12 protein-coding genes are annotated in these 16,016 nt (G+C 33.3%); 4 read left to right on the top strand and 8 right to left on the bottom strand.

The window, feature by feature from the left end:
- Positions 1-18 precede the first annotated feature (18 nt).
- Positions 19-1,539 (top strand): PAS domain-containing sensor histidine kinase, encoded by a 1,521-nt coding sequence (locus tag OZP10_RS04905; RefSeq protein ID WP_281633751.1) that lies wholly within the window; start codon positions 19-21, stop codon positions 1,537-1,539.
- A gap of 70 nt (positions 1,540-1,609) precedes the next feature.
- On the opposite strand, the gene rny is transcribed toward OZP10_RS04905, so the two are convergent.
- The 3 genes from rny to OZP10_RS04890 form a co-directional block, all read right to left on the bottom strand.
- Positions 1,610-3,169: a ribonuclease Y gene (gene rny, locus OZP10_RS04900; protein WP_177212248.1), complete on the bottom strand. Its 1,560-nt coding sequence runs from the start codon at positions 3,167-3,169 to the stop codon at positions 1,610-1,612.
- Between the two features lie 209 nt (positions 3,170-3,378).
- On the bottom strand, positions 3,379-3,672 hold the full coding sequence (locus tag OZP10_RS04895; RefSeq protein ID WP_008464801.1) for a cell division protein ZapA: 294 nt from the start codon (positions 3,670-3,672) through the stop codon (positions 3,379-3,381).
- 4 nt (positions 3,673-3,676) lie between these two features.
- Complete coding sequence (locus OZP10_RS04890; protein ID WP_008464802.1) at positions 3,677-3,967, bottom strand: hypothetical protein; 291 nt, start codon at positions 3,965-3,967, stop codon at positions 3,677-3,679.
- 180 nt (positions 3,968-4,147) lie between these two features.
- Between OZP10_RS04890 and OZP10_RS04885 the strand changes: the two genes are divergently transcribed.
- From OZP10_RS04885 to OZP10_RS04875, 3 genes are all read left to right on the top strand, one after another.
- Positions 4,148-5,830, top strand: a complete 1,683-nt coding sequence (locus OZP10_RS04885) for a M23 family metallopeptidase (RefSeq protein WP_281633750.1) — start codon at positions 4,148-4,150, stop codon at positions 5,828-5,830.
- Positions 5,831-5,842: 12 nt separating this feature from the next.
- Positions 5,843-8,308, top strand: coding sequence for a TonB-dependent receptor plug domain-containing protein (locus OZP10_RS04880; protein ID WP_281633749.1), 2,466 nt, complete (start codon positions 5,843-5,845; stop codon positions 8,306-8,308).
- A gap of 89 nt (positions 8,309-8,397) precedes the next feature.
- Positions 8,398-9,117 (top strand): CREC-EF hand family protein, encoded by a 720-nt coding sequence (locus OZP10_RS04875; RefSeq protein WP_281633748.1) that lies wholly within the window; start codon positions 8,398-8,400, stop codon positions 9,115-9,117.
- Between the two features lie 445 nt (positions 9,118-9,562).
- On the opposite strand, the gene OZP10_RS04870 is transcribed toward OZP10_RS04875, so the two are convergent.
- The 5 genes from OZP10_RS04870 to OZP10_RS04850 all read right to left on the bottom strand — a co-directional run bounded on the left by OZP10_RS04870 (position 9,563) and on the right by OZP10_RS04850 (position 15,836).
- Positions 9,563-10,264, bottom strand: coding sequence for a hypothetical protein (locus tag OZP10_RS04870; RefSeq protein ID WP_281633747.1), 702 nt, complete (start codon positions 10,262-10,264; stop codon positions 9,563-9,565).
- Between the two features lie 130 nt (positions 10,265-10,394).
- On the bottom strand, positions 10,395-12,224 hold the full coding sequence (locus OZP10_RS04865) for an ABC transporter ATP-binding protein (RefSeq protein WP_281633746.1): 1,830 nt from the start codon (positions 12,222-12,224) through the stop codon (positions 10,395-10,397).
- A 266-nt stretch (positions 12,225-12,490) separates the two neighbouring features.
- The gene (locus OZP10_RS04860; RefSeq protein ID WP_281633745.1) at positions 12,491-14,218 is read right to left on the bottom strand and encodes a phospho-sugar mutase; all 1,728 of its coding nucleotides are present in this window, start codon (positions 14,216-14,218) and stop codon (positions 12,491-12,493) included.
- A gap of 122 nt (positions 14,219-14,340) precedes the next feature.
- The gene (locus OZP10_RS04855; RefSeq protein ID WP_111424571.1) at positions 14,341-15,297 is read right to left on the bottom strand and encodes a glycosyltransferase family 2 protein; all 957 of its coding nucleotides are present in this window, start codon (positions 15,295-15,297) and stop codon (positions 14,341-14,343) included.
- An 8-nt stretch (positions 15,298-15,305) separates the two neighbouring features.
- The gene (locus tag OZP10_RS04850) at positions 15,306-15,836 is read right to left on the bottom strand and encodes a DUF4199 domain-containing protein (protein WP_281633744.1); all 531 of its coding nucleotides are present in this window, start codon (positions 15,834-15,836) and stop codon (positions 15,306-15,308) included.
- Positions 15,837-16,016: the final 180 nt, after the last annotated feature.

Raw genomic sequence — 16,016 nt, 5'->3', positions numbered from 1 at the left:
ACATAAAAGAAGTAGTATATGGTTTTTGATTTATATGGAAATGACGATTGCTTAGAGGTAAATAATTTTTATAAAAAATTGTTGGCCGAGATGCCCGACCTGCTTTTTCAGTTTGTTATTGATGCGGATAATAATTACACATTTCCCCTTGTAAGTAAATCGGCAGATGAAATATTTGAACTTTCTGCGGCAGATTTTAATAACGATATGAAGTTTATAGTTTACGATCGAATTTTACCTCAGGATCGTGAATTTTTTTTTCAATCTTTGGTCAAAGCTAGAAAAGAAATAAAACCTTGGGAAATAGAGTTTAGAGCGACTCTTCCTAAAAAAGGAATTCGCTGGTTTAGGGTTTCTTCAAAAACAGAATCTTCGGCAAATGGAAGTGTGATTTTTTACGGACATGTTTCAGATATTACCGAATTGAAAGATAAGGAAGAAAAGCTTCGAATTTCTGAAGAGCGTTTTCAATTTGCTCTCGATGCCTCTACCGCTGGAATCTGGGATTGGGATATGGTTACAAATAGCGTTTTTTATTCTTCTTTGTCTCTTAAAATCTTGGAGCTAGAATCTGCTGATATTTTTGACGATCCTGAGCGATGGGATAAAATTGTGCATCCAGATGATCTCCCAAAATATTATTCAGATATTCATGATCATTTTGATAATAAGATTCCGTTTTACGAAAATTATCATCGTGTAATGACTTCTAGTGGTAATTATAAATGGATTTTGGACCGTGGAAAAGTGATTGCACGTGACGAAAATGGAAAACCTTTACGTGTAATTGGAACGCATACAGATGTTTCGGCTCAAAAGGAAAAAGAACTTGAGCTTATGAAAACTATGAAACTGTATAGCGATCAGAATAGCCGTTTGTTGAATTTCTCACATATTGTTTCTCACAATTTAAATACACAGGCAGGAAATATAAAATCGATTTTAGATCTTATTGATGCCGATGTTAGTAAACAGACTGTAGCAGAAATGCTGGAATATTTGCGAGCCGTTTCTAACGATTTGAATGACACTATTTCAAATCTTACCCAAATTGTTAAAACGCAGAGCAATATTAATATTGCTGTGGTTCCGTTAAAACTATGCGAGTATATCGAAAAAACTATTTCGACGATCAAAGGCTACGATAAACAGCGTAAAGTGACAATTATAAACAATGTTCCTAAGTATTTAACGATTAATTTTAATCCGGCTTATATGGAGAGCGTTTTGTTGAATTTTACCACAAATGCAATCAAATATGCACATCCAAATCGTGATCCTGAAATTACTTTTGATTTTGCAATCGAGCCAGAAGGTTTTAAGTCACTTAAGATTACAGATAATGGACTTGGAATCGATTTAAAAGTCTATGGTGATTTGTTGTTCGGTATGTATAAAACTTTTCATAAACATGAAGAAGCACGTGGAATAGGTTTGTATATCACCAGAAATCAAATTGAAGCGATGAAAGGAACTGTTGAAGTAGAAAGTGAAGTAGGAGTAGGAACGAGCTTTAAAATCATTTTTAATGATATGTAGAGCTTTAGATAGTAGATAAAAATAAAGGCTGTCAATTGACAGCCTTTATTTTTATTTATTTTTTCTTAGATTATTTAGCAATATTTACAGCTCTAGTTTCTCTAATAACTGTAACTTTTACTTGTCCAGGATAAGTCATTTCTGTTTGGATTTTTTGTGAAATCTCAAAAGATAAGTTTGCAGCGTTGTCATCAGAAACTTTTTCACTTTCTACAATTACACGCAATTCTCTACCAGCTTGGATTGCATAAGCATTTTTAACTCCACTGAATCCGTAAGCTACATCTTCAAGATCTTTTAGACGCTGGATGTAAGAATCAAGAACCTGACGTCTTGCGCCTGGTCTAGCTCCAGAAATAGCGTCACAAACCTGAATAATTGGAGACAATAAAGATTTCATTTCAATCTCGTCGTGGTGCGCTCCAATCGCGTTGCATACTTCTTCTTTCTCGCCGTATTTCTCAGCCCACTGCATACCTAAAAGTGCGTGTGGTAAATCACTTTCTGTATCTGGCACTTTTCCGATATCGTGTAATAAACCAGCTCTTTTTGCCAGTTTTACATTCAATCCTAATTCTGCAGCCATAATACCGCAAAGCTTAGAAACTTCTCTTGAGTGCTGTAATAAGTTTTGTCCGTAAGAAGAACGATATTTCATTCTACCCACAACTTTAATTAATTCAGGATGTAAACCGTGAATTCCTAAGTCAATAACGGTACGTTTACCAACTTCGATAATCTCATCATCGATTTGTTTCGCTGTTTTAGCGACTACTTCTTCAATACGTGCTGGGTGAATACGTCCGTCAGTTACAAGTTTGTGCAGAGACAAACGCGCAATTTCTCTACGAACAGGATCAAAGCAAGAAAGGATAATTGCTTCTGGTGTATCGTCAACAATAATTTCAACTCCAGTTGCAGCTTCTAGCGCTCTAATGTTACGTCCTTCACGTCCGATAATTCTACCTTTTACATCGTCAGATTCTATATTGAAAACAGATACACAGTTTTCTACTGCTTCTTCCGTTCCAACTCTTTGAATAGTGTTGATGATGATTTTTTTAGCTTCTTGCTGTGCAGTAAGCTTCGCCTCTTCAATAGTTTCTTGAATATGAGACATTGCTTTTGTTTTAGCTTCAGCTTTTAAGCCTTCTACTAATTGCTCTTTTGCTTCTTCTGCAGAGAGACCAGAGATTACTTCTAATTGCTGTAATTGGCTTTTGTGAAGCTTTTCAACTTCAGCTTGTTTTTTGTCTAAAACTTCAATTTTGTTTTCGTATTCAGCTGTTCTTGCTTCAAAATCGTCGTTTACTTTTTTAGCTTTAGAAAGTTCGTTAGAAACTTGAGATTCTTTATCGCGAACGCGTTTTTCTACTTCAGCCACTTTTTTGTCACGTGCTAAAATAACTTGTTCGTGTTCTGATTTTAGTTCGATAAAACGCTCTTTTGCTTGAAGAATTTTATCTTTTTTGATGTTTTCTGCCTCTAAATTAGCGTCTTTTAAGATAGAAGCTGCTTCTTTTTTAGCGTTTTTAATTAGGTTTGAAATATTACTTTTCTCGATAATTTTAGCTATTGCAAATCCTGCTGCAATACCTACAATACCAATGATGATCGTTATGATGTCCATGTTTGTTAGGGTTTATATATAAAAAAAGCCTACATTAATTGCTTGTATAAACTCGTAAAGACAAGTTTTGAGCTAACTCACTGTTCAAGTTTCCCAGCCAAAAGGAGGGCATACTATAGTAGCGACGATTTGCTCATTCTAAATTGTTAGTGTTGAGTTTACCAATTGTGAACTAATGTAGGCAGTATCTTAGTTTCTGTAAAGAACGTTTAATTTTCGAGATATTGATCTAAAAGCGTGTTTAATCTTTTAATTCTTTCGATAGTTTCCTCTCCATCGATTGCATTATCAATCTGTTTTTGTTCTACTTGCGATGCAAATTGTAATGCACACATGGCTAGAACATCTTGTTTGTCACGAACCGCGTAATTTTCTTCGAACTGCTTGATCATAGCATCAATTTTTTTAGAAGCACTTCTAAGTCCTTCTTCCTGAGCCGGTTCAACCGTAAGTGGGTAAACGCGGTCGGCAATTGATATTTTAATTCTAAGCTTTCCGTCCATATTATTAATCTGATAGTTGCGCTATACAGTAATCAATTTCGCGAATTAATGAATTTATTTTAAGCTTTGTCTCTCTCTTGTTATTGTCGCTGCCAAGCAACGAATTGGCTATCTTAAGTGTTTCATTTTGCTTCTTTAAAGCTTCCATTTCCTCAGATTGTTTCTGGATAATTTGCGCAGCTTTGGCTAGTTCTAATCGTAATACTTGATTGTTTTGTTCAAAAGCCTTTGATTTTTCAAATAGCTTTTCAACTTTATATTCAAGAGTATCAATTATTTCTGCAATTACACTCATTATACATCCTATTCATTACTTAATCATACAAAGTTAGTATTCCTTTTTATTAATGCAATTTTTTATCGATTTTTTTACATTAAAAATAGACAAATAAATGAAATTCAAGTTATTGTGTTTTTATGGGGATTTTCCTCGGTTTTACCCTGTTAATTTTTTATCTTAGCAAAAATGTTGTTTATGAGATTTTCTGTACTTACCCTTCTGTTTTGTAATTTTATATTTGCTCAAGCACAATATCCAAAAGATTATTTCCGACCTCCATTAGATATTCCAATGCAGCTTTCGGGCAATTTTGGAGAACTAAGGCCGAATCATTTTCATGCGGGCTTTGATTTAAAAACAAATCAAAGAGAGGGCTTAAGTGTACACGCAATAGCTGATGGATATGTTTCTAGAATAAAAATTTCGACTTTCGGGAACGGAAAATGCATTTATATAACTCATGCAAACGGCTATACATCTGTTTACGGACATTTGCAAACGCCAGTTGGACCAATTTTGGATTATGTAAAAAAAACGCATTACAAGGAAAAAGCGTATGAAATTGAAATGTTTCCAAAACCAGATGAGCTTCCTGTTAAAAAAGGTGATATAATTGGACTTTCTGGAAATACAGGTTCATCAGAAGGGCCGCATCTTCATTTTGAAATTCGAGATACCAAGACAGAATTTGTGATCAACCCGATTTTCTTTGGCTTTGATCAAAATATTAAAGATACCAAAAAGCCAACTTTGTCTAGTTTGTATGTTTATCCATTGGACAATGCTACAGTAAATCAGTCTAAACAGCCTTTGCTGGTAAATATGGCGCTTCAAAAAGACGGAACTTATCTAGCTTCAAAAGTGAAAGCAAACGGAAAAATTGGTTTCGGAATTAATGCGGTAGATACAGATGATGTATCGCATAATAAAAATGGGGTTTTTAATGTGTCGACTTTTTTAAACGGAAATCAGAATTATAACTATCAATTTAATACCTATTCTTTTGATGAAATGCGTTATGTAAATGCATTGATAGATTATTCTCGTTATAAAAAATCGGGACAGCGCGTGCAGAAACTTTTTATGAAAACGCCTTTTGCATTAAGCATTATCAAAACAGATTCTCTTCGCGGTATTGTAAAAACAGAGCCTAATTTAACTTCAAATTACAAAATTGAAGTATCGGATTATTTTGGAAATATGAATTCGATTACAGTTCCAATTGAATATGATGCTGCGATACCTCTTGTGGAGTCAGAGTCGGTTAATGGAAAATATTTTATCAAATATAATAGAGATGCTAATTTTGAGAAAGATAATATGTCGGTTTTCTTTCCAGCTGGAACTTTTTACGATGATTTTAATATGAATTTTGATGTGAAAAATAACAAAGTTTATATTCACGATGATACGGTTCCTGTGCATTCTAATTTTACTATTACCATAAAAGACGATACTTATCCAGAATCTCTAAGAGATAAGCTTTATATTGGTAAAGGAACAAGTTTTAATGGAACCATTAGAAAAGGTGATGTTTTTACTGCGAAAGCAAAAATATTGGGAACGTACGGTTTAGTTCTTGATACGATTCCGCCAGTTGTTAAAATTGCAAAACCAATTGAAGGAAAATGGATTAGTGATCAAAAGAAAATTGATTTTACAATAAGCGATTCTCTGTCTGGAATAAAATCGTATAACGGTTATCTAAACGGAAGCTGGGTTTTGTTTGAATACGAAAATAAAGCCAGAAGAATTACGCATACTTTTGAGGATCAATATTTAGCAGAAGGTGAAAATGTGTTAAAGGTTGAAGTTGTTGATAATGTAGGAAATACTACTATCTTTGAAACTCGTTTTTTTAGAAGTCAACAAAAATAAAAACCAAAATCTTTGAGTTACAATAGGTTTACATTCGCTTTTCTTTTTTTATTTTTCAGCTGTATTGCTTTGGCTCAAAATGCTCGCGTGAAAGGGCTGATTTTAGATGCAGAAAAACATCCTGTTGCAAGCGTAAATGTCTCTTCGCAAGGAACTTATGTGCAGTCTGATGCAAATGGATTTTATGAAATTGCAATTCCATCAAACAAAAAAGTTTCTCTGATTTTTACTCACCTTTCTTTAAAAATGATGAGTTTGACTGTCAGTTTAAAAACGAATGAAGTTTTTGTTTTTAATCCGATCATGAGCAATTCTGAAGAACAAATGGGAGAAGTTTTTGTTTCTTCTGGAAATAGAAAACGGGTTCAGGGAATAACATCAATTGATACTGAAACTATAAAAAAAATTCCAGGTGCCAATGCTGGAATCGAAAATATTCTAAAGACACTTCCTGGAGTTAATTCAAATAATGAATTGAGCACACAATACATGGTGCGTGGCGGTAATTATGACGAAAATCTAGTTTATGTAAATGAAGTAGAAGTATATCGTCCGTTTTTAATTCGTTCAGGACAACAGGAAGGTTTAAGTTTTACCAATACCGATTTGGTTCAAAATGTTGAATTTTCTGCTGGTGGATTTCAGGCGAAGTTCGGAGATAAATTATCTTCGGTTTTAGATATTACCTATCGAAAGCCAACTCAGTTTGGTGCTGCCTTTGAGGCAAGCTTTTTAGGAGGAAGCGCTGCAGTTGATTTGGTTTCGAAAAATAAAAAATGGTCAGCCGTAACAGGAGTCCGCTACCGAAACAATAGTCTTTTGGTAAATAGTCAAGATACAGAAACGAACTACAAACCAACTTTTGCAGATATTCAGACCAATATAAATTATGATATTTCTGAGAAATGGCAAATGAGCTTTTTAGGAAATATTTCTCAGAATAAATATTCGTATCAACCTTTAGTCCGCCAAACAAATTTTGGAACAGCGGATCAGCCGATGGCACTGGCGGTTTATTATGATGGACAAGAAAAAGATCAATACGATACTTATTTTGGTGCTTTAAAAACTACTTATAAAGCATCGCCTTCACTGACTCTTAAATTGATTAGTTCTTTATTTCATACTACAGAACAAGAGCATTTTGATATTTTGGCACAATATCGTTTAGGAAATGTAAATGCCGAAGATCCAGAAAATGCCTCTGCAGTTGATTTTACACGCGGAATTGGTTCTCAGCTGAATCATGCTCGAAATGATCTCGATGCTTTAATTGCAAATATCGAATTAAAAGGAATTAAAGATTGGAAAGAAAGCCAATTGGAATTTGGTTTAAAATATACCAGAGAATCTATTCGAGATCGAGTAGTGGAGTGGGAAGTTGTTGATTCGGCAGGGTTTTCTATTAATCCACCGTTGGTTATTCTTCCTAAAAATAATCAGCCTTATACACCTTATACGGGACCGCTTTTGCCATATCAAAATATTCGGGCGACCAATTTTAATACCATAAATCGATTTTCAGGTTATGCGCAATGGAACAAACAATCAGAAATTGGTTCGAGTCAGATCTGGTATCATTTGGGAGCGCGTTTTCAGGGTTGGAATGTTGCGGGAGCTCTAGAAGAAGAAAAAACACAATTTGTAGTAAGTCCGCGTGCACAATTTGCGATAAAACCAGATTGGGATAGCGATATGGTTTTTAGAATTTCGGGAGGGTTATATCATCAGCCGCCATTTTATCGAGAATTACGAGATTTGGAAGGAGTTGTAAATCCAAATGTAAAAGCTCAGGAAGCAGTTCATGTGGTTTTGAGTAATGATTATAATTTTAAAATGTGGAACCGTCCATTTAAATGGGTAACGGAACTGTATTATAAATCACTTTCAGATGTCAATGTTTATTCAATAGATAATGTTCGAATTCGTTACGTTGCCAATAATTATGCAAAAGCTTATGCGCAAGGTCTTGATTTTAGACTAAACGGAGAATTTGTGCCGGGGACAGAATCGTGGATAAGTTTTGGATATTTGAAAACCGAAGAAAATTACGAAGACAAAGGTTATATTGCCCGTCCGACAGATCAGCGCTTGAAATTTGCGATGCTGTTTCAGGATTATATGCCAAATATTCCAAGTGTGAAAGTATATTTGAATTTGGTTTATAATACCGGTTTGCCTGGTGGTGCGCCAGCATATTCAGATCCGTATTTATATCAAAACCGATTGAATGACTATAGAAGAGCTGATATTGGTTTTGCAAAAGTTTTTGTAGATGCTAGTACGCAAAATACAAAAAAAGGCTGGCTGAAAAACTTTAAAGAATTAGCAGTTGGATTGGAAATTTTCAATCTTTTCAATAATCAAAACGCTATTACGAATACTTGGGTTCGTGATGTGTATTCAAAAAATCAATATGCGATTCCAAATTATATGACTTCGAGGGTTTTTAACGTTAAGATAAATGCGAGGTTGTAATCTGCTTCGCAATTGTTCAGTAAAATTCAATAAAAACAAAAAATACAATCAAAAATAGTATATTTGATAATCGTATATAATCATTGTAGATGAAAAAGTATTTTAAATATATCGCCCTTATACTTATCGGAACAGTAATAAGCTGCCGAGAAGAAGTTCAAAAACCCAAAGTAAGCTACGGTGCTTCAAATAAAGTAAGTATTACCAAAACCGATACGACCCAAATTGAAATTGCAGATCTTCCTATTCAGTTGGAAGGCACTAATTATTTAATTCATCCGGTTGGAGATTTAAGAGTTTATGAAAGAGGCTCAAAAGCTCGTTATGGTTCTTCGAGTGTTAATGATGTGAGTTTTACAATTTCTAATTTAGGCGAATTTGAAATTACAGGATATCTTCAGAATTTAAAATTCCAAAAAGTAGATTCAGATTCTATCCGACCATTATCAGACAAACCAGTTTTGATTTTAACAGCAACGTATTTAAAAACAGTTGCAGATAGAACACATAATAATGTGATGGTTTACACGCTGACAGATTCAGATACCAATAAAGATGGTAAAATAGATACTAGCGATATCAAAACTTTATACTTGAGTGATATAAGCGGAGAGAATTTCACGAAAGTTTCAGCAGATTTACAAGAATTGGTAGATTGGAACTTAATTGAATCTAAAAACCGTTTGTATTTTAGAACAATTGAAGATACTAACCAAAATGGTCAATTCGATAAAAATGATGTTTTGCACTACAATTATATAGATTTGGCTTCTAAAAAATGGGAAGTGAAGAGTTATAAACCTATTTAAAAGGTTCTGAGGTTCTGAGAGGCTAAGGTTCTAAGTTTTTTGCCACAGATTAAAAGGATTAGAAGGATTTTAAAAAAAAAGAGAGGCTGTTTCAATAAGTTGAAACAGCCTCTCTTTTTTTAAATTGTTTTCATTAATGAAAACAGCATTTTTTCATTTTTATACATCAAATCGTCATTCCGTAGGAATGTCTGGTTGGTAGAAAAAAAATGAAGATCAATCAATTTTCGTTCCGTAGGAACGTTTGAAGTGTTGCATTGCTAAAAAAAATATATCGAAATCAAACGTTTCTATGGAACGTAAAATCAACCAAAACAATATAATTTTTTCTACCGATGAAATGTTCCTACGGAACATAATCAGATATTGAAAAAATCTTTTTAATCTTCTAATCTGTGGCAAGAAAAAAAACTTAGCATCTTAGCCTCTCAGAACCTTAGCAACTTCAAATCAATATATCACTTTCTAGATCCGATTTTTCGATTTCAAAACCAAAACCAAGGCGTTCTACTAATTCTATGACTAGTTTTTTGTACCAGTTTTCAGATTTTGGATGAATGTATATTTTTTCGATTAATTGGTTGATATCGACGTTGATTTTTAATCCGTCGTTTAATTTGATGTCACTTTTTGAAGTGTCACTCAGAATTCTAACTTCTCTTTCGTATTGAAAACTTTTTCTTTTAAATAAAAACGGAAAGAATAAATCATCAAACGGAATATATTCTTTTTTGTAATCAATGTAGTTTACTTCGCCTATAAACTGGTCAAAATTGTTTTCAGGTTTTACCGCTTTCTGCAGCCTTCGAATGGTGGACTGAATGGCCAAACCTTCATTGTTTTTGGTAAAAATCTGCCACATGGCAAAAGATTCATATTCGTTAATATGCCAGCTGCTAATGGCTACTTTTTCGCGATGTGTTTTGTAGTAATTTAAAAACTCAGGATTGTCTGCGGCAAGTTTTTTTATCTCTTCATAAGTCGGTTCGCTAAAAGTGCCTTCGTATTGGTCTTCAAACTTATCCGAACGCGACATGAAAAGCTTCTTAGAAAGTAATAAATCAAGAAATTTAGATAAGTCTAGATATTTCCAAACAATAGTATCGGGATCGTCGGGAAGTTTTATGTTGGGGTTGTTAAGATACATTTTCTTTAGATTAAATGATTTCAATCTTTAACTAACCTAAAGTTATAAAAATAAACACAGATTAAAGAAATTAAACTGAGTTTTAATATTTCCTTAATCTGTGCATTATTAATTTGGTATTAATGATTTCTTACGATTCGAAAGACTGCATTGTTACCAGTTTATTGTAAGTTCCGTTTTTTGCAATTAATTCATCGTGGGTTCCTTGCTCAACGATTTTTCCTTTCTGCATTACGACAATCACATCTGCTTTTTGAATGGTGGAAAGACGGTGTGCAATTACGATTGATGTTCTGTTCTGCATCATGTTTTCGAGCGCTACTTGAACAAATTTTTCGCTTTCTGTATCCAATGCCGATGTTGCTTCGTCTAGAATCATAATCGGCGGGTTTTTTAATACTGCGCGAGCGATCGATAAACGCTGTTTTTGACCTCCTGAAAGTTTGTTTCCGCTGTCTCCAATATTGGTGTAAATACCTTTTGGAAGATCTTTGACAAATTCATAAGCATTGGCAATTTTTAAAGCTTCGATAATTTCATCATCCGTAGCATCTAATTTTCCTAGAGAAATATTGGCTTTGATAGTGTCATTGAACAAAATGCTGTCTTGAGTAACCAATCCCATTAAACTGCGAAGCGATTGCAGATTTATGTCTTTAATATTGATTCCGTCTATAGAAATTGAGCCTTCGTTTACATCATAAAAACGAGTCAATAAATTTGCAATTGTACTTTTTCCACTTCCAGATTGTCCAACAAGCGCAACAGTTTGTCCTTTTTTAATTTCAAGAGAAAAATCTTTTAATACATTTTCGTCTTCATATTTGAAATTGATATTTTGAACAGTAATATTGTCATCAAATGTTGTTTTCTCGATTGCGTTTTCTTTAGAAACAATAGTGTTTTCTTGGTCTAAAACTTCAAGAACACGTTCTGCGGCAGCGTTTCCTCTTTTTACTCCGTATGAAGCTTTAGAAATTGCTTTTGCAGGAGTTAAAATGTTATAAGCTAATCCCATGTAGGCAATAAAAGAAGCGCCATCTAATGTTTTGTCAATTAAAACCATTTGACCGCCATACCAAAGCAAAATGGCAATAACTGTAATTCCCATAAATTCACTGGCAGGAGAAGCTAAGTTTTGACGGTTTCCAATTGTGTTTGATAAACTAAAGAAGCGATCTGTAGAATCTTGAAAAAGTTTATTAAAATAATTTTCCGCATTATATCCTTTTACAACTTTAAGACCTCCAATTGTCTCTTCGATGGTTGATAAGAAAGTTCCTTGTTCTTCTTGGGCTTTACTGGACTGTTTTTTTAATTGTTTTCCAATTAATGAAATGATATAACCGGAAACGGGAATAAAAATAAATACAAATAAAGTTAGTTTAGCGCTGATTATCAGCATAGCGATAATAGTAAAAACAATTGTTAAAGGTTCTTTTACAATAAGTTCCAAAATTGCTAAAAACGAAGTTTGAACCTCATTTACGTCTGCTGAAATCCTTGAAATCACATCTCCTTTTCTCTTTTCAGAATAGAATGATAAAGGTAATTCAAGTGTTTTTTTGTACATCGCATTTCGCATATCTCTTAAAACGCCATTTCGTAAAAAAGTGACAAAAAACATGGCTAAATAATCGGCTAAGTTTTTTAGTAAGAAGATCGAAATAATAATGGCCACCATTATAGAAAGCACATAACCTGGGTTATGAGTGTCGGTATTTGTAGTGATGTAGTAGCTTAAATAATTTTCTCCGTAGTCTTTTATGTGCGCAATTCCTTCATAAGTTGGCATCACTGTATTTTTTTTGGTTTTGTCAAATAAAACCTGAATCATGGGAATTAATGCCATGAACGAAAGTGTGCTGAAAAGTGCATATAAAATATTAAAAAAGATATTTAAGAATGCATATCTTTTATATGGGTATATAAAAGGAAATATTTTTTTGAAATTACTCATTTATTTTCGGATGTTATTTTTTTGCTGTGGTAATGTTCTTTCGAATTTTGGGAATATTTTTTTGTTATGATGAATCCGTTTTTGGTGGATTTTTACTGCACAAAAATAATCCAATTGGATTATTTTCAATTTCTTTTAGGTTTTTTTTATAAAAAAAACTCTGATTTTGCATCTTTAATAAATGCAAATCAGAGTTTTAAATGTTGGAACTCATTGCTTTTTAAAGGCTATTTGTAAATGGTTGTACTTTAAAAAAATGAGTTTATTTAATTCAACTTCATATCTGCGATAATGTTCTGAATTTTTCCGTCTAAGAATTTTTCTGCTTCGTCAAAATCTGAAACTGATTCTATTTCTGCATTTACACTGATATAGAATTTGATTTTTGGTTCAGTTCCGCTTGGTCTTGCGCAAATTTTAGAACCATCTTCAGTATAATAAATTAATACATTCGATTTCGGAATATCCATTGTCGATTCTGAGCCGTCCAATAAATTTAAAGCGATAGAAGATTGATAATCTTCAACCATAATTACACGCTGGCCATTGATTTCTTTCAAAGGATTTTCGCGTAAATCGATCATCATTTGATTGATTTCCTGTAATCCTTCCATTCCTTTTTTAGTTAAAGAAACTAAGAATTCTTTATAGAAACCATTTTCAACATAAAGTTGTAAAAGTTCTTTGTAAACTGAGCTTCCCGTTGCTTTAGCTTGAGCTGCAACTTCGCAGATTAATAAGGTTGCGGCAACAGCATCTTTGTCTCTAACGGCGTCACCAACCATAAATCCGAAACTTTCTTCACCACCTCCAATAAATTCAAGTTCAGGAAAATCTTTGATCATTTTTGCAATCCATTTAAAGCCAGTTAACCCAACTTTACACTCTACGCCATAACTTGTTGCCAATTCCATCATCATTGGAGTTGAAACAATTGTAGAGCCAACGAATTGTTTTCCGTTAAGTTTGCCTGCTTTTTTCCATTGTTTCAATAAGAAAGAAGTCATTAAAACCATGGTTTGGTTTCCGTTTAATAAAATCATTTTGCCGTCATTGTTACGAACAGCAACTCCTAAACGATCACAATCAGGATCTGTTCCTACTACAATGTCAGAATTTGTTTTATCTGCTAAAGCCAAAGCCATAGTCAAAGCTTCTGGTTCTTCTGGGTTTGGAGATTTTACTGTAGGGAAATCTCCGTCTGGTACAGCTTGTTCTGGAACGATATGAACATTTTTGTATCCAGCTTGCGATAAAACATCAGGAATTGATTTTATAGAAGTTCCATGCAATGAAGTAAACACAATATGAAGATTGTCTTTAGCCTCAGCTGGAGTATTAAAACTTGCGTTTTCGATAGATGATTTTATAAATGCTTTGTCAAGTTCTGTATCAATGTATTCAATTAAACTCTCGTTTGCATTGAATTTGATTTTATCATAACCTAAGCTTTCAATTACATTGACAATTTCTTTGTCTTGTGGAGGAACAATTTGTCCTCCGTCTTGCCAGTAAACTTTGTATCCGTTGTATTCTGGCGGATTATGAGAAGCTGTTAAAACAATTCCGCACTGGCATTTTAAATATTTAAGTGCAAAAGATAATTCTGGTGTTGGCCTTAAGTCAGAGAATAGGTAAACCTGAATTCCGTTTGCTGAGAAAACATCAGCAACAACTTTTGCTAAAGTATTGCTGTTATGACGACAATCATAAGCAATAACCACTTTTAAAGGCTCGTTTGGGAAAACTTTATGTAGGTAATCAGATAATCCCTGAGTGTTTTTTCCAAGCGTATATTTGTTGATTCTATTGTCACCAACACCCATAACACCACGCATTCCTCCAGTTCCGAATTCTAAGTTTTTGTAAAAACTCTCTTCCAGTTCTTTTGGAGAAGTGGTCATTAATTCTTTAACTGCAGCTTGCGTTTCTTGGTCAAATGTTGGTGTTAACCATTCATTGACTGCGTTTAGTATGTTTGGTGCTATATTCATTTTTGATTTCGTTTTTGTTTATTTAAAAATAGATTTTTACAGAGAGTTAACGGTGCTGTATACAATATTTTTATGCCTTAATTAAAAACGGATTATAAAATACTGCATAAAGACAAAAAAAATTAAAAATTAACCTCTCTTGCTACTTTATATCTTGCTTCGTTATTTTTTGTTCTTAAAATAATTTCACCCAAGAATCCTGCTAGAAATAACTGAGTTCCAAGAACCATAGTAGTTAAAGCAATATAAAACCATGGATTATTGGTAACCAGACTGTATTTCATTCCAGTATACATATGGTATAGTTTAGAAACTCCAATATATCCAGCTGCTAAAAATCCTATAATAAACATTAAGGAGCCCATAGCGCCAAATAAGTGCATTGGTCTTTTTCCGAATCTTGACAAAAACCAGATAGTAATTAAATCTAGAAAACCGTTTATAAAACGCTCCATTCCAAATTTAGTCTCACCATATTTTCTAGCTTGGTGAATTACCACTTTTTCTCCAATTTTTCCGAATCCAGCATTTTTAGCCAAAACTGGAATATAGCGGTGCATTTCGCCAGAAACTTCAATGTTTTTGACTACAACATTTTTGTAGGCTTTTAATCCGCAGTTAAAATCATTTAGCTCAACACCAGAAGTTTTTCTGGCTGCCCAGTTAAATAATTTTGAAGGAAGATTTTTGGCTACAACAGAATCGTAACGTTTCTTTTTCCAGCCTGAAACCAAATCGTATTTCTGAGCTGTAATCATTTCATACAATTCTGGAATTTCGTCTGGACTATCTTGCAAGTCGGCATCCATTGTAATAATAACATCGCCTTTTGCTTTTGCAAAACCAGCATGCAAAGCTTGAGATTTTCCGAAGTTTTTCATGAAACGAATTCCTTTTACATTTGGATTTTCGTTAGAGAAACCTTCAATAATCTGCCAAGAATTATCTGTACTACCATCATCTACAAAAATGATTTCATAAGAGTAATTGTTAGACTGCATCACTTTAATGATCCATGTGTAGAGTTCTTTAAGTGATTCCTCCTCGTTTAGAAGCGGTATAAGTATAGATAAATTCATTTATATTTTTATTCTTGTGTAGATTTGCTTTTAAAAAATGCTGCGAAAATTAATCCGAAAATAGCGCTTACAACCATTGCAAAAACTGATCCTTTTAATAATTCAAAAGTAGAATACGGATTGCTTTCTTTCATTTTGGCAACAGCTTCATTAATAGAAGCGGCTGGTGCGCCAAATTTCTGCATCATACCAATAGTATATTTGATCATAATTTCGCTCAAAGTATCTTTTGCACCTGGATCAATTACATTAAACAATACAATGTTAAAAGTTGTAGATATTAAAATACCAATTACTGCCGCTATAAAATAAGTAGTAAAAGCGTCTTTAAAAGGAAAAACACCGTTTAAATCTCTTTTGGTTTTAGAAAGTAAAATAATACTAAGTGTAAGACTTATTACGATTCCTATTATTCCCATCCACCAAGCTGTAAATAAGTTTAAATCAACAGCATAGATCGTAGCAGTAACCAAAGCCGACGCAATTCCGATCATTACACCATACGTAATACCGTTCTTTTTTATAACTTCATTAATCATATTTCGATATGTTTAAAATTAATCCACAAATATAGTAATTCCCACTATAATCGGATATAAAAAAAGCTTTTCGAAATAAACTAAAAAAAAGTAGGCTAACTGTTTGTTTATTAAAAAAGAATTGTAAATTTGCACACTCAAAAATAATTAAATTTTTAAACAAAAAAGAGTATTATTTGT

The organism is Flavobacterium luteolum (genome assembly GCF_027111275.1).
In the GTDB taxonomy this organism is placed as follows: domain Bacteria; phylum Bacteroidota; class Bacteroidia; order Flavobacteriales; family Flavobacteriaceae; genus Flavobacterium; species Flavobacterium luteolum.
Note: the sequence above shows the minus strand (reverse complement) of the source record. Positions and strands in the feature narration are given on the sequence as shown.